Raw genomic sequence first — 21,765 nt, forward strand, 5'->3', positions numbered from 1 at the left:
CGGCCATCGCCGCGACCGTTCGGAACTGTGTCTTGACCCAGGGCCCGGCGTCCGGTTCGATGCCGGACCACCGGGAGGCGATGGTCCTACGGTAGTCCACTTGTGAACGCACGCACAAAGTCACTGGTCGGAGGCGGTTCGGCACCCCCCGAGTGTGCGCGCGGGCGGGCGCGGCGGCCTCGAGCGCGGGTCCATCGGGCCGGATCACCGGCCGCACAAGGGTTTCCGGGTCGTCAGTGCGCGTCGAGGGTGACGGAGTGCCAGCCGGTGGCGCCGTCGGGCACCGGGTCGGCGGTGTTCTCCGTCTGGGTGTAGCCGTCCTGGTCGGTGGCCCGGACGAACGCCTGGTGCGTGCCGCCGGGGACGTCGAGCTCGAGCCACCAGAGGCGCCAGGTGTCCTTGCTCACCTCCGCCGAAAGGGTGGCTTCGCGCCACTCGCCCTGGTCGAGCCGGACCTCGACCTTCGCGATGCCGGTGTGCTGCGCCCACGCCGTGCCGGCCAGCCGGACCTTGCCCGCGGTGACCTTCGCGAAGCCGGTCGGGGTGTCGATCCGGGACTCGGTCTTGATCGGCGCCTGCTCGGCCCAGCCGCGGTTGAGCCAGTACGACTGCCGCGCGTCCCACTTGGTGAACTCGAGGTCCTTGACCCACTTGGTCGCGGACACGTAGCCGTAGAGGCCGGGGATGACGATCCGCGCCGGGAAGCCGTGCTCGACCGGCAGCGGCTCGCCGTTCATCCCGATCGCGAGCATCGCGCCGCGCGCCGGGTCGAGCGCGACGTTCGCCGGGGTGCCGCAGGTCCAGCCGTCGACGCTGGTCGCGAACATCTGCTCGGCGCCGGTCTGCACGCCGGCTTCGTCGAGCAGGTCGACGAGGTCGACGCCGATGAACGACGCGTTCGAGATCAGGTTCCCGCCGACCTCGTTGGACACGCAGGTCAGCGTCACCCGGCGCTCGACGAGCGGCCGGTCGCGGATGTCCTTGTAGGTGAAGTTCACCTCCTGGTCGACCATCCCGTGGATCTTCAGGCCCCAGTCCTCGGTGCGGATCTGCGGCACGACCAGCGCGGTGTCGATCCGGTAGAAGTCCGCGTTGGGCGTGATGAACGGCGGCGAGCCGAGCTTGACGAAGTCGGCGTCGGCGGGCAGCGGCGGCGCGGTGCGCGCGGGCACGAGCGGCCCGACGGCGGCCCGCGAGTCCTCGGCGTTCGTGCTGGTCCCGGCCACTTCGCCGACCACGGCGGCGACGCCGGCCCCGGCCGCGATGCCGACGCCGGTGCGGATGAACTTCCGCCGGTCGAAGCCACGGTCGTAGCGGGCGAGCTCGGGCGGCAGCACGAGGCGGTGCAGCATCGTGAACACCGTCAGCCCGGCGACGAGCGCGGCGACCGGCGCGAGCAGGGAGACCTGCCCGAGGTCGGTGCGCACGAACACGGCGGCGATCCCGGCGGCGCCGAGCAACCCGACGAGCACCTGCCCGGCCAGCGGCTTGCGCCGGGAGAGCTGCCCGGCGGCCACCGCGAACAGGACGAGCACGACGGCGAGGCCGAGCTTGAGGATCGGCTTGTCCCAGGTGCCCAGCGTCCGCTCGGCCCACTTCACGATGCCGGTCGGGCTGTGGTCGATGACGTAGTTCGCGACCGCGATGAACGGCGAGGCCGTGTAACCAACGAAGCCCGCGACCAGGTGCCCGACGCCGAGGGCGGCGGCCAGGGCGAGAAGGCCGATCAGCGTCGCGACCGGCAGCGAAAGCCGCCTGGGCGCCTCGGGCGGGGCAGGCGCGTCCTGCAAGGTGCTCACCCCTCCATCTTCGGAGCGGTGGGCCGTTCGGGTGGGACTTCAGTGCTTACGGACGTGTTACGGCTTCACCAAGCCGGGACGTTCAGGACGAAAGCGCCTTGCGCAGCCGGTCCTCTTCGACGCGCCAGTAGCCGTGCTCGGCGCCGTCGACCAGGATCACCGGGACGCGGTCGCCGTACTCCGCGCGCCACTCCGGGTCCGTGTCGACGTCCTCGGACTTCCACGCGACACCCAGCTCGCCGCAGATGCGGGCGACGTCGGCCTCCGCCACCTCGCAGAGGTGGCAGCCGACCCGGCCCATGACCGTCACTTCCTGTGCCATGCCGCCATTACTACCGCAGCCGCATCCGGCGCAGCTTCCCGGTGGCCGAGTGCGGCAGCGACTCGGCGAACTCCACCGCGTGCGGCACCTTGTACCCGGCCAGGTGGGCGGTGCACTGGTCGACGACCTGCTGCTCGGACAGCGACGCGCCCGAGACCGGCACCACGAACGCCTTCACGGCCTCGCCGCTGCGTTCGTCGACGACCCCGACGACGGCGGCTTCGGCCACCTCCGGCAGCTGCGCGATGACCGACTCGACCTCGTTCGGGAAGACGTTGAAGCCGTTGACGATGATCAGGTCGTTGGCCCGGTCGACCAGGTGCAGGTCGCCGTCGACGTCGAGGTAGCCGACGTCGCCGGTGCGGAACCAGCCCTCGTCGTCCGGCCCGTGGGCGCCGTCGGGCCAGTAACCGGAGAACAGGTTCGCGCCGCGGATCGACACCAGCCCGGTCTCGCCCTCGGCCTCGAAGACGTCGTCGACGTCGTCCGGGTCCAGCGGCACGGCCTGGTCGGTGCCGTCGCTGTCGACGAGCCGCAGCTCGACGCCGGGCAGCGGGCTGCCGACCGAGCCGGGCTTCGGGTAGCCGGTGACCAGCGTCGACGTCACCACCGGCGCGCACTCGGTGAGGCCGTACCCCTCGAAGACGTCGAGGCCCGTGGCCTCCCGGATCGCGCCGAGCACCTTCGGGTGCAGCGGTGCCGCGCCCGACGTCATCCGCCGGACCGTGGCCAGTCCCCGGCCGAGCTCCCCGGCGTCCAGCGCGGCGAACTCGGCGTACATCGTCGGGACGCCGGTGATCGTGGTGACGCCGTGTTCGGCGCAGTCCGCCAGCGTGCGCTGGGCCTCGAAGCGCTCCGACAGGACCGCGGTCGCGCCGACGGCGACGGCCTGCAGCAGGCCGGGCCCGAGGCCGTAGACGTGGAAGAGCGGGATGGTGATCAGCACGCGGTCGTCGTGTTCGAGGACGCCCTCGACGCCGCTCAGCTGGGCCAGGTTCGCCAGCAGCGCGCGGTGCGAAAGCATCACGCCGCGCGGCGGCCCGGTGGTGCCGGAGGTGTACGAAATGACCGCGGTGTCCTCGCCGGTTCCCCCGGCGTCCGCGAACCCGGCTGCTCCATCCGGGTCAGCTTCGGGAGTGAGACCGATCACCCCGGCCGGCAGCGCCGTATCCGTGTCGCGATGGATGACAACCTTGGCGCCACTGTGCTCGACCAGCTGCTCGAGCTCGGGTCCCGGCGACTGCGGCGACACCGGGACGGCGATCGCGCCGGCCCGCAGCGCGCCGAAGAACGCGACGGCGAAATCGACCGACGTCGGCAGCCGCAGCGCGACCCGATCGCCGGGTGTGACACCCGCACCCGTAAGTGTCTTGGCCTGGGCTTCGACCGCGGCGGTGAGCTGACGGTAGGTCAGCGTCCGGCCGCCACCGGTCTCCCGCACGGCCGGGTGCTCCGGCCACGTCGCGGCGGCCCGGCCGAGCAGCTCGCCGACCCCGGACAACGTCTCTGCACCGGCACTCACCCGTGGCCCGCCTTCCCGTCGTTCCGCGAAGCGTTGCAAGTCTGTCATCTCGCGCGACGTCATGGGAGAACACCGCGAGCGTCGCCCCTTCACAAGACCGGAACCACTACCTACTTCGCGGTAACTACACGTATGCTGCACTGCGTCGCGGGGGGTGGTGATGATCACCGCCGCGATCGGAGAGAGGGAGTCGCCGTGACGAACTTGCCTGCCCACGGCGCCGTGGGGCACGCGAGCCGGCAGGCCCCTGCTCGCCCGCTCATCGGGGGTACCGTGGCCCACTGGGTCCGAGCCGCCGCCGGAGGTGCCGCCCGATGACAGTGCCGACCGCCGTGAGCCGCGGGCCCGTTTTCATGGTCGCCGACCGCCTCTTCGGACGATCTTCGGCCGTGCCGCTGAGCCGCCAGGCGCCGGGAGCCTCCGCCTCCGACGAAGAGCGCGCCGAAGCCCTCAAGGCCGAGGCGTGGGACCTGGTGCGCGCCGCGCAGGACGGCGACTCGTCCGCGTTCGGCCGCCTCTACGACCGCTACGTCGACGTCGTCTACCGCTACGTGCTCTTCCGGCTGGGTGACCGCGACCTCGCCGAGGACGTCACCAGCGAGACGTTCCTGCGCGCGCTGCGCCGGATCACGTCGGTGAGCTACCAGGGACGTGACGTCGGCGCCTGGTTCGTCACCATCGCCCGCAACCTCGTGCTCGACCACGTGAAGTCGAGCCGGTACCGCCTCGAAGTCGTCACCGACGAGGTGACCGAACCCGGTTCGGCGCCGTTCAGCGTCGGCGCGACCGCGCAGGCCGGCCCCGAGCAGGAGGCCATCAGCCGCGCGACCCGCACCGAGTTGTTGCGCTGCGTCGCGGAACTGGGCGACGACCAGCGGGAATGCATCATCCTGCGGTTCCTGCAGGGACTCTCCGTGGCCGAGACGGCCCAGATCATGAACCGCAACGAGGGCGCCATCAAGGCGCTGCAGCACCGGGCGGTGCGCAGGCTGGCACAACTCCTGCCCACCGGATTGCGCTGAACCCGCGAACTTTTCGGTTCATCGACCGAATCCGGTAACCATCGCGCCTTCTGGATCGTTACTCCTGCCAGACCGGTGTCAGGACCGGCCACGGCCCGAGATGGAGCTGGCGCAGTGAGGTTTGCGCGTGAGCGAACCGACGCGGATCGGTTCGCGCGTGCTTTGGAGCCGTCCCCGGTACGCCGGGACGGCGAGTTCGCCGACGAGCTGGCCGTCGTCGGCGCCCTGCGCGAACTCGGCGCGGCCGGGGCGCCGGACCTGGAGACGCGGCAGCGGATCCGCGCGGAGATCGCGGGCCGCCTCGAGACGGCGGCGGCCACCCCGGTACGGCGGTGGCGGCCGCGGACCGCCGACCTGGTGGCCGCCGCGCTCTTCCTCGTCCTCGTGCTCTCCGGACTGACGCTGGTGCTCTCCCGCGGCGCGTTGCCGGGTGACGCGCTGTACGCCGTGAAGCGCGCCGGCGAGACGACGTCGTTGAACCTCACCTTCGGTGACCAGCAGAAGGCCCAGAAGCACCTCGAGTTCGCCACCAACCGCGTCACCGAGCTGGGCGAGCTGGCCGCCGAAGGCGCGAGCCCGGCCGACTACCAGACCGCCTACGACGACTTCGCCACCGACCTGCGTGCCGGCGTCACCCAGCTGACCGCGGTCGCGACCAGCGACGGCAGCGGCGCGCAGCAGCTCTCCGACGTCCGGCTGTGGGCCCGGAACCAGGCGGCCCGGCTCGCGGCGCAGCAGGCCGCGCTGCCGGCCGGCGCCGCCTCCGTGTTCGGCGACGTGCGGACCCTGCTCGGCAAGGTCCAGGAGCGCACGAGCGGCCTGGTGGCCCGGCTGAACTGCTACCAGATCACCACCGGCACCGCCGACGACCTGGGCCTGATCCCGGCGACCGGCGAGTGCACGCAGCGTCCGGCGCCGTCCTCGGGCGGTGAGGTGTCCTCGGCGCCGACGTCGTCGTCCTCCTCGACCACTGAGAGCACCGCGCCGGCCCCGACCGGCACCCAGCTCCCGCCGTCGGACGCGACGGCGACGGCGGAGACGCCCGCGCCGACCGGCGGGAGCACGCCGCCGCCGGTGTTCGGCCAGCCGTCGTCGACCTCCCGGCCGCCGGCGACCTCGACGTCGAGGCCGCCGCCGATCGTGTCGATCCCGCCGCTGCTGCCGGGCCTGCCGCCGATCGTCATCGGCTGAGGTCCGGGCCACACCTGCGACGCCGCGGTGGGCGGCTCGCTACGCTGTGCGAAGGACCGGACGTCCGCAGGGACGTGGTCAGACGTGGGCAGACGTGGAGGCGGTGTGCGTGTCAGCTTGGCGTGGCAGGGATAAGAGTCAGGAGCTCGAACGGCTCGCCGCGCTCGCGGGCGAAGCCTCGGCCGAGGCCGCCCACGCCCGCGTGGTTTCCGAAGCCGCCGAGCCCCCCGCCCCGCCCGCACCGCCCGACCTCACCGCGGCCGCCTTCTTCGACGTCGACAACACGATGATGATGGGCGCGTCGATCTTCTACTTCGCCCGCGGGCTCGCGGCGCGCAAGTTCTTCACGTCGTCCGACCTCGCCGGCTTCGTCTGGGGCCAGATCAAGTTCCGCCTCGGCGGTCGCGAGAACAAGGAAGACATCAAGACCCACCGCGAGCGCGCACTGTCCTTTGTGGCCGGCCGCACGGTGGCCGAGCTGACGTCGATCAGCGAAGAGATCTACGACGAGCTGATGGCGGACAAGATCTGGTCCGGCACCCGAGCGCTCGCCCAGATGCACCTCGACGCCGGCCAGCGCGTCTGGCTGGTCACGGCGACCCCGATCGAGCTGGCGGCGATCATCTCGCGCCGCCTGGGCCTGACGGGCGCGCTGGGCACGGTCGCGGAGACACGTGAGGGCGTTTACACCGGCCGGCTGGTCGGCGACCTGCTGCACGGCCGCGCGAAGGCCCACGCGGTCCGCGCGCTGGCGTCGCGTGAGGGCCTGAACCTCAAGCGCTGCACGGCTTATTCGGACTCGGCCAACGACATCCCGATGCTGTCGGCGGTGGGCACGGCGGTCGCGGTCAACCCGGACGGCGGGCTGCGGGACGTCGCCCGCGCGCGCGGCTGGGAGATCCGCGACTTCCGCACCGGCCGTAAAGCGGCGAAGATCGGGGTACCTTCGGTACTGGGGGCCGGGGCGCTGGCGGGGGCGGTGGCCGCGGGGATGGCTTACCGCCGCCGCTGACGCGCCCGGCCCGAGGCGTCACTTTCGCCGGGAAAGATGCGTAGCCTCACCCGGATTTCACGCCCGGTGGACGGCTGCGCTCAGCGGCGGAAGACGGATTTGCGCTGCGAAAGGCGCTGGTAGAGCGTCTGCTGGATCGACTCGCGCACCTGGTCCGTCAGCTGGAAGACCAGCATCGGGTCGTCCACGGCGTCCGGCCCGAAGGAGTCGGTCGGGATCGGCTCGCCGAACTCGATGCTCCACTTCGTCGGGAGCGGGATCGCGCCCAGCGGGCCGAGCAGCGGGAAGAACGGCGTCACCGGGAAGTACGGCAGGCCCAGCATCCGGGCCAGTACCTTGATGTCGCCCAGCTTCGGGTAGATCTCCTCGGCGCCGATCACCGACACCGGGATGATCGGGACGCCCGCGCGCAGCGCCGCCGACACGAAGCCACCGCGGCCGAAGCGCTGCAGCTTGTAGCGCGACGAGAACGGCTTGCCGACGCCCTTGAAGCCCTCCGGCCACACGCCGACCAGCTCACCCTTGCGCAGCAGGCGTTCCGCGTCCGCGTTGCAGGCCAGCGTCTGGCCGGACTTGCGGGCGAACGAGCCCACCAGCGGCACCTGGAACACCAGGTCGGCGCCGAGGCCGCGCAGGTGCCGGCCGCCGGTCTCGTCGTGGACCGCGACCGCCGTCATCAGGGAGTCCAGCGGCAACGTGCCCGAGTGGTTGGACACCAGCAGCGCGCCGCCCTCGGCCGGGAGGTTCTCGACGCCGAAGGTGTCGACGCGGAACCAGTTCCGGTAGAGCGCGCGCAGCGGCGGGAGGAACACGGCGTCGGTCAGCTCGGCGTCGAAGCCGAACTCGTCGACGGTGTAGTCGCCGGTCAGCCGGTCGCGGATGAAGCCGAGCGCGGAGCGCGCCGCGTCCGAGAGCTCCTCGGGCGCCGGGGCCGGGGCCTCGGCACCGGGGAACGCGACGACCGGGGCGTCTTCACGCGCGGCATCGGCCTCCCGCAGGTCCTCCGCGGCCGCGGAGGCGGCGGGCGGGGCCGCCGGCTTCTCGCGGCCCGGTCCGTGCAGGGGGATGACCTGCGCCTCGGCACCGCCCACCGTCTCCGCCTCGCCTTCCACGTCGTTCAAGCCGTGCGGTCTGCTGTCACCACCGGAGCTTCGCTCCGGGCCGGGGGCTCCGCCACCCGGGCCCCCGAAAGGCATACTCGACCTGCTCACCGGTTCGCCTGCCCGGTCGCCGCGGCGACCAGCACCTTGCCGGCCAGGCCCGCGAGCCGGCCGCCGTCGAGCACCGGACGCAGGCCGCGGCCGACGACGTAGTCGTCGAACGCCTCCCGCGTGGTCCACCGCGGGGTGTAGCCGAACTCCTGCTTCAGCTTGGTGATGTCCACCACCCGGCCGAAGTTCAGCAGCCGCACCTGGTCGGCGGAGAAGTCGACGACGCGCGCGCCGCGCAGCACCTTGCCGACCGACGGAACCACGCTCCGCGGCATCGGCAGCTCGACCCGGCCCGCTCGCCGGATCGCCTGTGAGAGCGTGAGTACCCCTTCGGAGCTCACGTTGAACACGCCGGGCTTGTCCTCGATCGTCGCCCGTTCCAAAACGGACAGCGCGTCCGAGGAGTGCAGCAGCTGGATCCGCGCGTCGTAACCGAAAACGGTCGGCACCACCGGCAGCGCGAAGTAGCGGGACAGGACCGTGTCGGTCGACGGCCCGATGATGTTGGCGAAGCGGCACAAGGTCACGGTGATGTCGGGACGGCGCCGCGTCAGGCCGCGCACGTACCCCTCCATCTCGACGGCGTCCTTCGCGTACCCGCTGGTCGACGTCGGGATCAGTTCGGAGTCCTCGGTGAACACCGCCTGCGAGCGCGCGCCCGCGCCGTAGACCGCCGCGGTCGACTTGACGACCAGCTTGCGCACCAACGGGGAACGCTGGCAGGCCGCGAGCAACCGCATGGTGCCGATGACGTTGACTTCCTTGATGGCCGTGCGCCGGCCCGGGCCGGCGGGGTGCGCGGTGCACGACGCGTGCACCACGGTGTCCACTTCGGCCGTGCTGATCACCTTGGCGATCAACGGGTTCCGGATGTCCGCGCGCACGAACTCGGCGTTTCCCATGCGCTGCAGCACGGTCTTGTCCGGCGGCACCGTGTCGACGCCGATGACCCGCTCGAAGTCGGGGTTGTTGCCGAGCCGGGCGAGCAGTTTCCCACCCAGCTCCCCGGCGACCCCGGTGACGAGCACGACGTTCGACGGCATACGACTCCCTGCGGCGTAGGGCGTGTGGGGGGTGGACGATCACCCAAGGTGCGCGAACCTGCACTCACTGGAAGCATCGCGCGGACACCCTTGAGATGTTACCGCTCATCAGTGGTAGCTCCCGGGTGTCTTACATGCTATTAACCGCCAGGGGCCCAAAAGCGACGGACGCCTCACTCGAACAGGGGAGACGGTCCACCACATGGACGTGGCCCGTCCAGAGACTGGACGGGCCACGGTCACGCTCGGCTGAGCCGGATTGCTACTTACCGGCCTTCCGACGCTGCACTCGCGTGCGGCGAAGCAGCTTGCGGTGCTTCTTCTTGGACATGCGCTTACGGCGCTTCTTGATCACAGAGCCCATGGGCGCTCCTTAGTTCGTCGTCGGTCACGCTGCCCGGCGCAGCGTCCAACGGGTGGAGCGCACAGGCACGAGCGGTTTTCCAGGTTACCCGCCACGTTGCGCGGGCCGGTCGGCGGGCACGTCCAAGCCCCGCGCGCCGCTGGCGGCGGCGTGCCTGCCGACTGGTTCAACCCACGTCGTAATACGCACCCTGGAGGTACTCGTGCACTGCTTTCTCCGGCACCCGGAAGGACTTCCCCACCCTGACGGCGGGTAGCTCACCCGAGTGCACGAGACGGTAGACGGTCATCTTGGAGACCCGCATCAGCGTGGCCACTTCGGCGACCGTCAGAAACTGGACCTGCCCGACTGCGGGCAACTCTTCCCTCTTGTTCGGCGACATGTTTACCGCGTCCTTCGACACGTGTCGCGCCACGAGGCTTCCCCACCTGTGGTATCGACACGCACGTGCTCTATCGAGAGTAGCGGGACTGGTGGGACTAATGCGACGCCTGTCACCGAGATGGGCTCCTACCAGCGCTAACGCACACCCACTCGCGCGTGCAAGACCTCGGTAATCGCCCATTACGGCGAATCCGGGCACCATCGAGGCCGAGAGAGGCCTCGTTCGAGCGATGAGAGCCCACGCACCGGCCACCGGCGATGAGGCCGATGGCGGGCCCCATCCCCCCGGAACACCCCGGGTGGGCGGCTCAGCTCTCGTGGGCCTTGCCCAGCGCCTCCGAGCGGTCCCTGGCCGCCTCGATGGCGTCGAGCAGGGCCGCGCGGACGCCGTGCTTCTCCAGCTCGCGGATGGCGTTGATGGTCGTCCCGGCGGGCGACGTCACGGCCTCGCGCAGCAGCACCGGGTGCTCCTCCGACTCGGCGAGCATCTTCGCCGCGCCGACGGCCGACTGGATGATCAGCTGGCCGGCCAGCGCCCGCGGGAGGCCGAGCAGGATGCCGGCGTCGATCATGGCCTCGACCAGGTAGAAGAAGTACGCCGGGCCGGACCCGGACAGTGCCGTGACGGCGTCCTGCTGGCCTTCGGGCACCTCGACGACCTGGCCGACGTGCGAGAGCAGGTCGCGCACCACCGCCAGGTGCTCGGCCGTGGCCCAGCGGCCGGCCGAAATCGCGCTCATGGCCTCGCCGACCAGCATCGGGGTGTTCGGCATCACCCGCACCACCGGCACGCCCTCGGCCAGCCGGCGCTCGTACAGCGACGTCGGCAGCCCCGCGCAGAGCGACACCACGAGCGACGACGGGCCCAGCAGCGGCGCCAGCTCGGTCAGCACCGGGTCGATGTCCTGCGGCTTGACGGCCACGACGAGCACGTCGGCCTGCTTGGCGGCGTCCTCGACCTCGACGCCGCGAACGCCGTAGCGGGCCGTCAACTCCTCGACGCGCGCCGGGTACCGCTCGGTGAAGAGCAGGTCGCCCGGCGCGTGACCGCCGTTCAGCAGCCCCGAGAGCAACGCCTCGCCGATCTTTCCCGCACCCAGCACCGCGATGACCGTCATGCCGCCAAGCGTGCCAGATCCGCGCTCAGCCGCCCGGGGCCGGGGCGAGGCCCAGCTGCCGGGCCTGGCACACCAGCCGGCCCTGCGCGTCGATCACCGTGGCGTCCGAGTCGAACCAGGACTCGTGCACCGACCTCGACTCGACGATGACCCGCAGCCAGCCCGGGGCCGGGCGGGTGCGCAGCAGCGCCGTCAGCTGGACCGTCGGGGCCCAGCCGATGCGGCCCAGGTTCATCACCACCGGCGGGTTGACGTCGGACGCCAGCAACGTGAAGAACGGGTCGACCAGGCTGTGGCGCGGGCGGACCCACAGGCGCATCCGCGGCGGCTCACCCGTGCGGCCGGCCAGGTAACCGGCGGTCGCCGGGTCGAGCCGCACGTCGCAGCCCTTGGCCAGGTTGAACGGGCCCTCGGGGCTCTCCGGCATGGTCAGCGCCCCCGGCGACGGCTCGGCGGGCATCGACGGCACGTCGGTCCACTCCGGGCGCCGCATCGGCAGCCGGCCGGTGGTCACCCGGGCCTCGACGCAGCTGCGGCCGCGTTGCTCCAGCCGGACCTCGACCACCGTCGCGCGGCGGCCGACCTTGCGGACGTCGGTGCGCAGCAGCACCGGGCCGAGCGCGGGCGCGTGCAGGAACTCCGCGCTGACGACCAGCGGCTCGGCGTGCGGCTCCCCGCGTTCGTTCAGCGCGGCGATCGCCGCCTTGGCCAGCAGGGCCAGCAGGAAACCCCCGTGCGGGTGGGACCCGATGGCCCATTCCGCGCGCAGCACCGCGGTGAAGGTGCCGTCGCCCATCGACCGCGTCGCCGTCGCCGTGTCGAAGGACGCGGCGGTGCCGTCCGTTGCGCTCACGAACGTGCGGGCCCGTCCGTACCCACCGTCCCGGGCGGGGAAAAGGGGTCCTGACCGGGGATGGCGGAGATCAACGAGCGCAACGGGTTCACAGTCGGAACTTTACGTGTTCACGTGCTCGATTCGGCGGCGGGAGTAGTCGTGTCCTGTCGGAACGTGCTCACTTACTGCCCCAGGTGGAAGCGTGCGAACAACAGCGCCTCGGCGAGGTCGCGGACGCGCTGGGCCTGGGTGAGGGCGTGCCGGGTGTTGATCTCCAGCACGATCTGCCCGGCGAAACCGTTGCTGACCAGCTTCTCCAGCAGCGACGCGCACGGCTGGCCGCCGCGGCCGGGCACCATGTGCTCGTCCTTCGGGATGCCGGTGCCGTCGGCCAGGTGGACGTGCGTGAGGCCCTCCCCCATCCGCTGCGCCAGCGCCAGCGCGTCCATCCGCGCCGCCGCCGTGTGCGACAGGTCGAGCGTGTAGTGCCGGAACCCGACGTCCGTGGGGTCGATCGACGGCCGGAACGCCGACACGCGCGAGTTCTTCGACCCACCTGGCGGCCGGACCTTGAACATGTTCTCGACGGCGATCTCGACGCCGCTGGACTCCTCCAGCTCGTCGACGAGGTCACCGAACGCGTCGCCGTAGCGGCGCTGCCAGCGGAACGGCGGGTGCACGACGACGGTCCGCGCGCCGAGCTCCACGGCGGCGTCGACGGACATCCGCAGCCGCACCACCGGGTCCGGCGACCAGATCCGCTGGGTGATCAGCAGCGACGGCGAGTGGATCGACAGCACCGGCATCCCGGTGCGGCGCGACCAGCGGCGCAACGCCGTGACGTCCTGGCTGACCGCGTCGGCCCAGACCATCACCTCGACGCCGTCGTAGCCGAGCTCGGCGGCCAACTCGAACGCCGAGCCGGCCTTGAGCGGCCACACCGACGCCGAACTGAGCCCGACGGGCACCGGCTTCTCGTCTGTCACGCCGGACATCCTGCCTCGTCACCGAGGGTGGGCCGCACCGCCGGGCCGGGAAGGGGACCTGGGTCTCATCCCCTACCCGGCGATCAGCGTCCGACCAGCAGCAACGCCGCCGGCGAGACCGTCACCACCAGGCCGACCAACACGGCGAGCACGGTGGTCTGCAGGTCCTCGGCGCGGCGGATCTTCCGCACGATCCAGACCAGCGCGACGACCACCAGCAGCGCCGCGATCAGCGCGGCGGCCGGGATGTTCACCCACAGCCAGTTGAAGCCCAGCCAGACGGCGGCACCGCCGACGACGCCGAGGGCGAGCTGGCCGGCGAGGCCCAGCCACTGCTTGCCCGGCGAGCCCGCGGGCACCGGCTCGGCGGCCGGTTCGGGGACGTCGTCGTCGTACTCGTCGTCTTCGTAGCCGTCGCCCTGCTCGTAGCCGTACTCGTCCTGCTCGAAGTCCGGGCCGGCGGCCGGGTAGCCGGGCTCGGCGAACTCGCGCTCGTAGGGCTCGAGGTCGTCCGGGATCGGCGTCCGCGCGGCGCGGTCACCGGGTGCGAACGGCATCGGCGGCGGGTAGGTGCCCGTCGGCGGGCCCGCGTCGTAGGCGGCCTGGTAGCCGCTGCCTTCGGGGGCGAAACCGTCGTCGGGCTCGAAGTCGTCGTCCGGGTAGCCGTCGTCCGGAGCACCGGTGGGGATCACCGGCATGACACCGATCTCGGTGTCCTCCATCTGCTCCTTCTGGCGGCGCTTGCGCCAGTTCGCGAGCCCCGCGGGCGTGGAGATGTCCGGGGTCTCGGGCTGCTGCGGCTTGCCCTTCGCCTGCCGGGGCGGAGGCGGCGGCGGTTCTTCGTCGGGGACGGCGGAGAACTGCTCGGTGTAGGCCTCCTGCTTCGGCTGCGGACGCCGCGACGGGGGCCGGCGCGGCGGGCCGGGCGGCGTGGCGAACGTGCCGCTGGGCATCGGCCCGGGCGGGCCGACAGCGCTGTCGACATCGGCGTCCGGGGTGCCGTTGAGCCCGTCGAGCCGTGCTGACAGCGGGCTGCCGGGCGGCGGCGGGGTCGGCAGCTGCTGCGAGGGCTGTGGCGGCGGGGGCGGACGGCGCCGGACCGGCGGCACGGCGGCCCGCGTCTCCTCGGCCGCCGGCGGGGGCGGCGTCGGGAGCTGCTGCGACGGCTGGGGCAGCTGCTGGGACGGCTGCTGCGGGGGCGGCGGCTGACGGCGCGGCGCCCGCGGCGGCACGGGCAGCTGGGCCGACTCCTGCGGTCGCGGCGGCTGGGCGGGCTCCGGCGGCGCCGGGCGGCCGAACTGCCCGGACTCCTGCGGCGGGGCCGGCCGGTTGAACTGGCCGGACTCCGGCGGGACCGGGCGCCCGTACTGGCCGGACTCGGCGCCGCCGGGAGCGGGCCGGGCCGGCGGCTGCGGCGGCCGCGCGTCCTGGGGGACGGCGCGGGGCGCGGGCGGCGGCGAGGGTGGCGGCTCGGAACGCCGCCGGCCACCGGCCGGGCGGGCGGGCGGAGCGGGGGGCGGCGGAACCGTGCCCTCGGAGTGGACCCGGTCGATGATCGCCTGCGGGCCGGTGTCGCCGATCCCCGGGCGCCGGTGCGTGCCGGTCGGGCCGGGCGGTTCCGGGGTGGCCGGTTCGTCGTCGTCATCGACGGCGCGACGCCGGCGGCGGCGTCCGCCCTCGGCCTGCGCACCGTGCTGTGCGAGCAGCTCAGCCACGGTCTTCTGCGGCTGGTCGCCTCCGGTCTGGTCCGTCATACCTGGTAATCCCTCGCGCGCTCCGGAGAATCGGCACCTCGGGAAGGCCCCGACGGCACGCCGGCGGCGCAGCGCGCGCTGTACGTCGTCCTCTGCATGTCCGTCACCTCTCCATCGTGCCCGTGCTTCAAGCAAAACACCGTCGTGGGCGAAGTCCAGTCGTCTGCTTTCACCGGTCCTCCTGTGCGCCGAAGCGCGCCACGAGTGCGGCTCCAGTTTCATCCGCGCCGGTGGAATGGTCCAGCCGCCGCAGGATGACACCTTCTCGCAGAGCCCACGGGCAGATCTCGAGTTCCGGCAGTCCGAGCGCCCGCATCGTGGCCTGCGCGACGAGCGCGCCCGCCACCAGCTGGTGCGATCGGCTCGAACTGACCCCCTCGAGCTGAGCCAGATCGGCCGAGGGCATCCGCGAGATGAAGGCCAGGAGCTGGCGCAATGCGGTGTCCGAGAGCGTACGTCGCACGCGCGGGCCCGCGGCCGAGGGGGCGGCGCCGGTCAGCCGGGCGAGTGACCGGAACGTCTTCGACGTCGCGACGACGCGATCCGGTTCACCCCATTTGGTGACCTTGCGCGTGAGCTCGGTGAGCTGGTCGTCGAGCCACGCCGACGTCGCGACGAGCTCCGAGCGCGTCGGCGGGTCGTGCCGGAAGCGGGTGCGCGTGGTGCGGCCGGCGCCCAGCGGCAGGGACTCGGCCAGCACGGGCTCTTCGTCGCGGCCCATCGCGACCTCCAGCGAGCCGCCGCCGATGTCGAGCACCAGCAGCTGCCCGGCCGACCAGCCGTACCAGCGGCGGACGGCGAGGAACGTCAGCCGGGCTTCGTCGGTGCCGGAGAGGACCTGCAGCTCGACGCCGGTTTCGTCGGCCACGCGGGCCAGCACCTTCGCCGAGTTCTTGGCTTCGCGGACCGCGGAGGTGGCGAACGCCATGACCTCTTCGCAGCCGAGCCGGACGGCCGCCGCCTTGGCGGATTCGACCGCGGTCACGAGCTCGTCCGCGCCGGTCTTGCTGAGGTCTCCGCTGCGGGTGATCTGCTCGGCCAGCCGGAGCACGGACTTCTCGGAATGCATCGGGGTCGGGTGGGCGCCACGGTGGGCGTCGACCACGAGCAGGTGGACGGTGTTGGAACCGACGTCGAGTACCCCTAGGCGCACGGGGGTCCAGCGTACCGGCCCGAGCGTCAGGTCTCGAACATGTAACCAACAACACTCGATGCGGTACCGCCCCGGCGCGCCTCCGCGGCCCCGCGACCACCCCGAACGCCCTGAACGCCCTGTAGGGCACCCTCACGGCCGTTTGAGCCGTGAGGGTGCCCTACAGGACAAATTGGACTTACGTCTCGAACTTGTAGCCCAGGCCGCGCACCGTGACCAGGTGCCGCGGCGAGCCCGGGTCCGGCTCGATCTTCGACCGCAGGCGCTTCACGTGGACGTCGAGGGTCTTGGTGTCGCCGACGTAGTCCGCGCCCCACACCCGGTCGATGAGCTGGCCGCGGGTGAGCACCCGGCCGACGTTGCGCAGCAGGTACTCGAGCAGGTCGAACTCCTTGAGCGGGAGTGAGACCTCCTCGCCGTCCACGGTCACCACGTGCCGTTCGACGTCCATCCGCACCGGGCCCGCCGAGAGCACCAGCGGGGCCAGCTCGCCCTCGGCGCCGGGCTCGCCGCCGCGGCGCAGCACCGCGCGGACCCGCGCGATCAGCTCACGCGCCGAGTACGGCTTGGTGACGTAGTCGTCCGCGCCCAGCTCCAGGCCGACGACCTTGTCGATCTCGCTGTCCCGCGCGGTCACCATGATCACCGGCACGGCGGAGCGCTGGCGCAGCTGCTTGCAGACGTCGGTGCCGCTCATGCCCGGCAGCATCAGGTCCAGCAGGACGATGTCGGCGCCGTTGCGGTCGAACTCCTCCAGCGCGGCCTGGCCGGTGCCCGCCACCGCCGCGGTGAAGCCTTCCTTCCGCAGCAGGAAGGCGAGCGGGTCGGCGAACGACTCCTCGTCTTCGACGATGAGAACCCTGGTCACAGGTTTCCTCCATGATCTGGGCTTTCCTGCCCGGTAACCACGAGCCTCTGGGTGCGCTCGGGGGTCTTCTCCTGCCGTGGTGCCGGCGAGGTCTTGGCCGCCCGCGCCGGCTCGGGGGCCGGTTCGGGGCTGACGTGCGCGGGGATGCGGAGGGTGAACGTCGAGCCGGTGCCGGGCCGGCTCCACAGGCCCACCGAGCCGCCGTGGTTGGCCGCGACGTGCTTGACGATGGCCAGGCCGAGCCCGGTGCCGCCGGTGGCGCGCGAGCGGGCCTTGTCGGCACGGTAGAAGCGCTCGAACACGCGGGTCTGCTCGTCCTCGGGGATGCCGATGCCGCGGTCGGTGACGGCGATCTCGACCATGCCGTCGGCCAGCCGCCGCGAGATCGACACCGGGCTGCCGGCCGGCGAGTACGCGACGGCGTTCTCCAGCAGGTTCGACAGCGCGGTGACCAGCAGCGTGCGGTCGCCCTCGATGAGCAGGCCGCTGACCGGGTCGGTGGTGATGGTGATCTCGGCCGACTCCGCCGAGAGCGTCGTGCGGCCGAGTGCTTCGCGCACGACCGCGTCGACCTCGACGACGTTGAGGTCCGGCAGCCGCTCGGCGCCCTGCAGCCGCGACAACGCGATCAGCTCGGTGACGAGCTGGCCGAGCCGGGTCGACTCGCGCAGGATCTTGCTCCCGAAGCGGCGGACCTCCTCGACGTCCTCGGCGGCGTCGAGGACGGCCTCGGTGAGCAGCGCGATCGCGCCGACCGGGGTCTTGAGCTCGTGGCTGACGTTGGCGACGAAGTCGCGGCGCACGGCCTCCAGCCGGATGGCCTCGGAGTGGTCGACCGCCTCGACGACGGTGAAGCCGTCGCCGAGGGGCCGGACCTGGCCGAGCACCGCCTCCGGCTGGCGGCCGCGCGCTTCCAGCGGCGAGAGGTCGATCTCCATCGGCTCGTCGGTTTCGACGACCTGTTCGGCGGCCTTGCGGGCCCGCGGGTCGGCCTGGTTGACCCGGACCAGGCCGAGCTCGTAGGCACGCGGGTTGTGCAGCACCATGTCGCCGAACTTGTTGAGCACGACGACGCCGTTGTGGGAGGACCGGACCAATCGCTCGAGCAGCTCCGCGACGGTCGGGCCCGGTGGGCGGGCCTCTTCGCGCCGGGTTCGCGCCCGCGCGACGAGGTAGCCGACCACCGCACCGGCCACCAGGGCGCCGATGGCCAGTGCGAGTGAAACAGGCGTGGTCACGGGCCGATCGTAAGCGCTGATGTGGCCCTTCGGCCTAGCGTTGTCCGCCTTGTCGTGAGCACCGCGACACCTGACGGCGACTTGTTCGCCGGGGTGTCAGCCCACGTTCACCCGGCCGATTCCCGACCGAGACATTCCGGGTGAATCAGTTGTCTCGTTCGAGTGTCTTCAGGTCGTCGTCGGTGAGCTCCAGCGCGGCCGCGGCGACGTTCTGCTCGAGGTGCGCGAGATCGCCGGTGCCCGGGATGGCGAGCACGTGCGGGCCCTGGTGCAACGTCCACGCGAGCCGGATCTGCGCCGGCGTGGCGTCGTGGCGCTTCGCGACCTCCGCGACCCGCGCGTCCTCCCCCGTACCGCTGGCGACGGCGAAGAACGGCACGAAGGCGACGCCGTGGTCGGCGCACAGCCGGACGATCTCGTCGTCCTCGCGGCGCGCGGTCAGGCCGTACTGGTTCTGCACGCAGACGACCGGCGCGATCGCCAGCGCCTCCGTCAGGTGCTCCGGGCCGACGTTGGAGATGCCCAGCTCGCGGATCAGCCCCTTCTCCCGGAGGTCGGCGAGCGCGCCGAAGCCGTCGGAGAGGGAGCCGGCGCCGCGGTCCAGACCTTCGCCGATCCGGTAGTTGGCGACGTCGAGGTGGTCCAGACCCAGTTCGCGCAGGTTCTGCTCGACCTGGGCGCGCAGCTGCTCGGGCCGGGCGGTGTAGAAGGTGCCTTCGAAGTCGCGGCCGGGGCCGACCTTGGTGGTGAGCACCAGGTTGTCGTACGGCGCGAGGGCGCTGTTGATGAGCTCGTTCGCCGCGCGCGGGCCGGCGAAGTAGAAGGAAGCGGTGTCGATGTGGTTCACGCCGAGCTCGACGGCGCGGCGGAGCACGGCGATGGACGTCTCGCGGTCGCGGACGCCGCCGTCCGAAGTGGACATCAGGCGCATCGCGCCGAAACCGAGCCGGTTGACTTCGAAGGAGCCGAGCTTCCAGGTGCCCGCCGCGGCGGCGGGGTGTGTCGTGGTCATGACTCCAGCTTCGCCACCCGGGGAGATCCGGGCCGGGTTTGGCAGTTTGCTGCCAGGCGCGGACACTCGATGGTGTGGAAAAGGTGACGGACGTCGTCGTGGTGCGCGGTGAGGCCGAGCTGTTCGAGCGGACGAAGCACTTGTTCGCGGCGGCGACGGAGGTTTCGTGCGCGGCCCGCGACCTGCACACGTGGTCGGTGGCGCACCCGACCGCGCCCGAGCGGGAGCAGGCGGTGCGCGCGACGGCCGTGCGCAAGGTCTACCAGCCCGGCGTGCTGCTCGACCCCACCCTCGCCGGGCACCTGCGGTTCATGGCCGACCACGGCGCCCGGATCCGGATCACCGAGCGCGACATCAACGAGACGATCCTGCTGGACCGCCGGATCGCGATCGTGGCGGGCGATCGCGTCGGCGGCGTCCGCAGCTACACCGTCGTCAGCAGCCCCGAGCTGATCCAGGGCATCCAGTCGCTGTACGAGGCGGTCTGGGCGAGCGCGATCGACCTGGAGTCCTACCAGGCCCGGTTCACCGAGCTCGGCGCGCGGGAGATCCTCGAGCAGCTCGCTGCCGGCTGCAAGGACGAGACGGCGGCCCGCGCGCTCGGCGTCAGCCTGCGCACCTACCGGCGCCGGGTGGCCGAGCTGATGGAGATCCTCGGCGCGTCCTCGCGGTTCCAGGCCGGTGCCCGGGCCCGCGAAGCCGGCCTCCTGTGAGCCCTGCCGCTGCCTGAAAGCCGTGAAGGCCTCCTTACCGGCTCTTATGGCCGGTAAGGAGGCCTTCACGGCTTTGGACTGAGGGTCAGCGGCCCTGGTTCGCGACCGCGGCCGCGGCTTCCTTGGCGGCGTCCGGGTCGAGGTACTCGCCGCCCGGCTTCACCGGCTTCAGGTCGTCGGTGAGGTCGTAGCGCAGCGGGATGCCGGTCGGGATGTTCAGGCCCGCGATGTCCGCGTCCGAGATCCCGTCGAGGTGCTTGACGAGCGCGCGCAGCGAGTTGCCGTGCGCGGCGACCAGCACGGTCTTGCCCGCGCGCAGGTCCGGCACGATCGCGGACTCCCAGTACGGCAGCAGCCGCGCGACGACGTCCTTCAGGCACTCGGTCAGCGGCGCGCTGTCGCCGAGGTCCGCGTACCGCGCGTCGCCCGCCTGGCTCCACTGGTCCTTCGGGTCGATCGCCGGCGGCGGGGTGTCGTACGAGCGGCGCCAGAGCATGAACTGCTCCTCGCCGAACTCGGCCAGCGTCTGCTTCTTGTCCTTGCCCTGCAGCGCGCCGTAGTGGCGCTCGTTGAGCCGCCAGTCGCGCTTCACCGGGATCCAGTGGCGGTCCGCGGCGTCGAGGGCGATGTTCGCGGTCGAGATCGCGCGCCGCAGCAGCGAGGTGTGCACCACGTCCGGCAGCAGCGCGGCGTCGGCCAGCAGCTGGCCGCCCTTGCGGGCTTCGCCTTCACCCTGCTCCGAAAGGGGTACGTCCACCCAGCCGGTGAACAGGTTTTCCGCGTTCCACGTGCTCTGCCCGTGACGGAGCAGCACCAACGTCCCAAGTTCGGCCATGGGGCCCAGCCTGCCAGAACGGACCACGGTGCCCGCTGGTGACCTCCCAGGTCTGGGGTTTTCCCCAGCCGACCTACACAGAGTGTGTTACCCGAAAGTAACACCTTCACCCGATGACAAGTCAGCCTGCCAACAAGGCGCAAATTCAGTGCAACATGCTGCACTGCGTTATCGGTCTGCGCAAAGTTCACTCGAACGGACTAGTGTGTAGTCTTGTGATTACAGGTCGAGTTCTGACAGGTTGACTAAGTCCCGAGCGGCCGGATTCCACGCACTCCCCGGCCGGTTTCGGGCTTTGACCGCGGCTCGTCTCCCCCCTGCCGAGCCGCGGCCCGCCGGCCCCGTTGGCACCCCCCTCGTCACCGGGTCCTGATCGGCGGGAACTTCAGCGGGGCGGCTCGAGATCGCGACTCCCCCCTCCCTCGAGCCGTCCCGCCTGCCCGCTTCACACCTCGGGCGTCACGGGTTCCGGCCGCGCCGCCCGGCGACGCCGGTGCAGCCACCAGCCCGCCCAGGCGAGCGGGCCGAGGATCAGCAGGAACGGCGCGATCGCGCCCAGCACCGTCAGCAGGCCGCCGCCGAAGACGAGGAACGCGTCCCAGCCGCCGGCCAGGCCACCGAGGAACCCGCTGTGGTCCTCTTCGGCGGGCGGCGGCGCGGCCACGTTCCGGATGGTCATCGCGACGGTCGACATCGCGACGCTGCCCGCGAGCGAATTCCGTTGCTGTTCGAGGGATTCGAGAGTGGCTTCGCGGCTCGTGAGCTCACTTTCCACCGAAGCGATCTCCGACACCGAAGTCGCCTTCGCGAGCAACGCGCGGATCCGCTCCACCGACGCCCGCTGCGTCGCCAGCCGCGCTTCGACGTCGATGGTCTGCTCCGTGACGTCCTGGGTGTTCAGCTCCCGCTTCACCAGGCCGGTGCCCAGGTGCGAAAGCTGGTCGAGCACGCCGTCCAGCTTCTCGGCGGGCACGGCGAGGCTGAGCGTCGCCAACCGGTCGCCGGTGCTCTCCTGCCCGGTGTACCCCCCGGCGCCCTGCGCGATCCCCCGCGCCTCCGCGACGACGTCGGTGACCTTCGTGGCGGTCAGCTCGAGCCGGGCGCTGCGCGAAAGCTTGCGATCGGCCGCCCCGGCCTGCGGCGCGGGGACCGGCTGTCCCTTGTCCGGCTCGGCCTTCCCGTTGCCCGCGGTCCCCTGCTGCGGCTGTTGCGGCACCGCCGGGGCCGGACCGATCCCGGCACTGTCCGCCGAGGTCGACGTGCCGCTCTCGTTCGCCGAGCAGCCGGCCAGCACGAACGCCACACCCGCGACCGCGAGCAGGGTTCTCCATCGAGTCCGCATCCTGCGTCTCCCTCCAGTTTCGACTGGCGGTGAGACGGATG

Annotated in this window: 21 protein-coding genes; 4 read left to right on the forward strand and 17 right to left on the reverse strand. The window is 71.9% G+C overall.

What is annotated here, in order from left to right; translation table 11 throughout:
* Nucleotides 1–233: 233 nt before the first annotated feature.
* The 3 genes from OG570_RS08660 to OG570_RS08670 form a co-directional block, all read right to left on the reverse strand.
* Nucleotides 234–1,799 (reverse strand): molybdopterin-dependent oxidoreductase, encoded by a 1,566-nt coding sequence (locus tag OG570_RS08660; protein ID WP_326945883.1) that lies wholly within the window; start codon nt 1,797–1,799, stop codon nt 234–236.
* 82 nt (nt 1,800–1,881) lie between these two features.
* Entirely contained in the window at nt 1,882–2,121 is a 240-nt protein-coding gene (locus OG570_RS08665; protein ID WP_247060279.1) for a glutaredoxin family protein, read from the reverse strand.
* A 10-nt stretch (nt 2,122–2,131) separates the two neighbouring features.
* Entirely contained in the window at nt 2,132–3,691 is a 1,560-nt protein-coding gene (locus tag OG570_RS08670) for an AMP-binding protein (protein ID WP_442788256.1), read from the reverse strand.
* Between the two features lie 266 nt (nt 3,692–3,957).
* Here OG570_RS08670 and OG570_RS08675 point away from each other — a divergent pair, with 266 nt between their 5' ends.
* From OG570_RS08675 to OG570_RS08685, 3 genes are all read left to right on the forward strand, one after another.
* The gene (locus tag OG570_RS08675) at nt 3,958–4,665 is read left to right on the forward strand and encodes a sigma-70 family RNA polymerase sigma factor (RefSeq protein ID WP_326945881.1); all 708 of its coding nucleotides are present in this window, start codon (nt 3,958–3,960) and stop codon (nt 4,663–4,665) included.
* A 114-nt stretch (nt 4,666–4,779) separates the two neighbouring features.
* Nucleotides 4,780–5,856 (forward strand): DUF5667 domain-containing protein, encoded by a 1,077-nt coding sequence (locus OG570_RS08680; RefSeq protein WP_326945880.1) that lies wholly within the window; start codon nt 4,780–4,782, stop codon nt 5,854–5,856.
* A 94-nt stretch (nt 5,857–5,950) separates the two neighbouring features.
* Nucleotides 5,951–6,868 (forward strand): HAD family hydrolase, encoded by a 918-nt coding sequence (locus OG570_RS08685; protein ID WP_326945879.1) that lies wholly within the window; start codon nt 5,951–5,953, stop codon nt 6,866–6,868.
* 80 nt (nt 6,869–6,948) lie between these two features.
* Here the strand turns inward: OG570_RS08685 and OG570_RS08690 are convergent, their stop codons facing one another.
* The 12 genes from OG570_RS08690 to OG570_RS08745 form a co-directional block, all read right to left on the reverse strand.
* Entirely contained in the window at nt 6,949–7,989 is a 1,041-nt protein-coding gene (locus OG570_RS08690) for a lysophospholipid acyltransferase family protein (protein ID WP_326956176.1), read from the reverse strand.
* 86 nt (nt 7,990–8,075) lie between these two features.
* Entirely contained in the window at nt 8,076–9,122 is a 1,047-nt protein-coding gene (locus OG570_RS08695; RefSeq protein ID WP_326945877.1) for an NAD-dependent epimerase/dehydratase family protein, read from the reverse strand.
* A 262-nt stretch (nt 9,123–9,384) separates the two neighbouring features.
* The gene (locus OG570_RS08700) at nt 9,385–9,486 is read right to left on the reverse strand and encodes a 30S ribosomal protein bS22 (RefSeq protein ID WP_007030867.1); all 102 of its coding nucleotides are present in this window, start codon (nt 9,484–9,486) and stop codon (nt 9,385–9,387) included.
* A gap of 166 nt (nt 9,487–9,652) precedes the next feature.
* Nucleotides 9,653–9,868 carry a helix-turn-helix domain-containing protein gene (locus tag OG570_RS08705; protein ID WP_247063893.1) on the reverse strand — a complete coding sequence of 72 codons (216 nt, stop codon included), beginning with the start codon at nt 9,866–9,868 and terminating at the stop codon, nt 9,653–9,655.
* A gap of 310 nt (nt 9,869–10,178) precedes the next feature.
* Nucleotides 10,179–10,988, reverse strand: coding sequence for a pyrroline-5-carboxylate reductase (gene proC, locus OG570_RS08710; RefSeq protein WP_326945876.1), 810 nt, complete (start codon nt 10,986–10,988; stop codon nt 10,179–10,181).
* Between the two features lie 25 nt (nt 10,989–11,013).
* Nucleotides 11,014–11,784: a thioesterase family protein gene (locus OG570_RS08715; RefSeq protein ID WP_247063891.1), complete on the reverse strand. Its 771-nt coding sequence runs from the start codon at nt 11,782–11,784 to the stop codon at nt 11,014–11,016.
* Nucleotides 11,785–12,005: 221 nt separating this feature from the next.
* Entirely contained in the window at nt 12,006–12,818 is an 813-nt protein-coding gene (locus OG570_RS08720; RefSeq protein ID WP_247060266.1) for a sugar phosphate isomerase/epimerase family protein, read from the reverse strand.
* Between the two features lie 74 nt (nt 12,819–12,892).
* Nucleotides 12,893–14,563 (reverse strand): hypothetical protein, encoded by a 1,671-nt coding sequence (locus tag OG570_RS08725; protein WP_326956177.1) that lies wholly within the window; start codon nt 14,561–14,563, stop codon nt 12,893–12,895.
* A 169-nt stretch (nt 14,564–14,732) separates the two neighbouring features.
* Entirely contained in the window at nt 14,733–15,716 is a 984-nt protein-coding gene (locus OG570_RS08730) for a Ppx/GppA phosphatase family protein (protein WP_326945874.1), read from the reverse strand.
* A gap of 178 nt (nt 15,717–15,894) precedes the next feature.
* Nucleotides 15,895–16,584, reverse strand: a complete 690-nt coding sequence (locus OG570_RS08735; RefSeq protein ID WP_247060263.1) for a response regulator transcription factor — start codon at nt 16,582–16,584, stop codon at nt 15,895–15,897.
* Entirely contained in the window at nt 16,581–17,822 is a 1,242-nt protein-coding gene (locus OG570_RS08740; RefSeq protein ID WP_326945873.1) for a sensor histidine kinase, read from the reverse strand. The genes OG570_RS08735 and OG570_RS08740 overlap by 4 nt, the downstream gene beginning before the upstream one ends.
* Nucleotides 17,823–17,967: 145 nt before the next feature.
* A complete protein-coding gene (locus OG570_RS08745; RefSeq protein ID WP_326956178.1) occupies nt 17,968–18,834 on the reverse strand; it encodes an aldo/keto reductase in 867 nt (288 codons plus the stop codon).
* 74 nt (nt 18,835–18,908) lie between these two features.
* Here OG570_RS08745 and OG570_RS08750 point away from each other — a divergent pair, with 74 nt between their 5' ends.
* A complete protein-coding gene (locus tag OG570_RS08750; RefSeq protein WP_326956179.1) occupies nt 18,909–19,547 on the forward strand; it encodes a DNA-binding response regulator in 639 nt (212 codons plus the stop codon).
* An 85-nt stretch (nt 19,548–19,632) separates the two neighbouring features.
* On the opposite strand, the gene OG570_RS08755 is transcribed toward OG570_RS08750, so the two are convergent.
* Nucleotides 19,633–20,382, reverse strand: coding sequence for a phosphoglyceromutase (locus OG570_RS08755; RefSeq protein WP_326956180.1), 750 nt, complete (start codon nt 20,380–20,382; stop codon nt 19,633–19,635).
* A 445-nt stretch (nt 20,383–20,827) separates the two neighbouring features.
* A complete protein-coding gene (locus OG570_RS08760; RefSeq protein WP_326956181.1) occupies nt 20,828–21,724 on the reverse strand; it encodes a DUF4349 domain-containing protein in 897 nt (298 codons plus the stop codon).
* Between the last annotated feature and the right edge of the window lie 41 nt (nt 21,725–21,765).

Source organism: Amycolatopsis sp. NBC_01286 (assembly GCF_035982555.1).
Lineage (GTDB): Bacteria > Actinomycetota > Actinomycetes > Mycobacteriales > Pseudonocardiaceae > Amycolatopsis.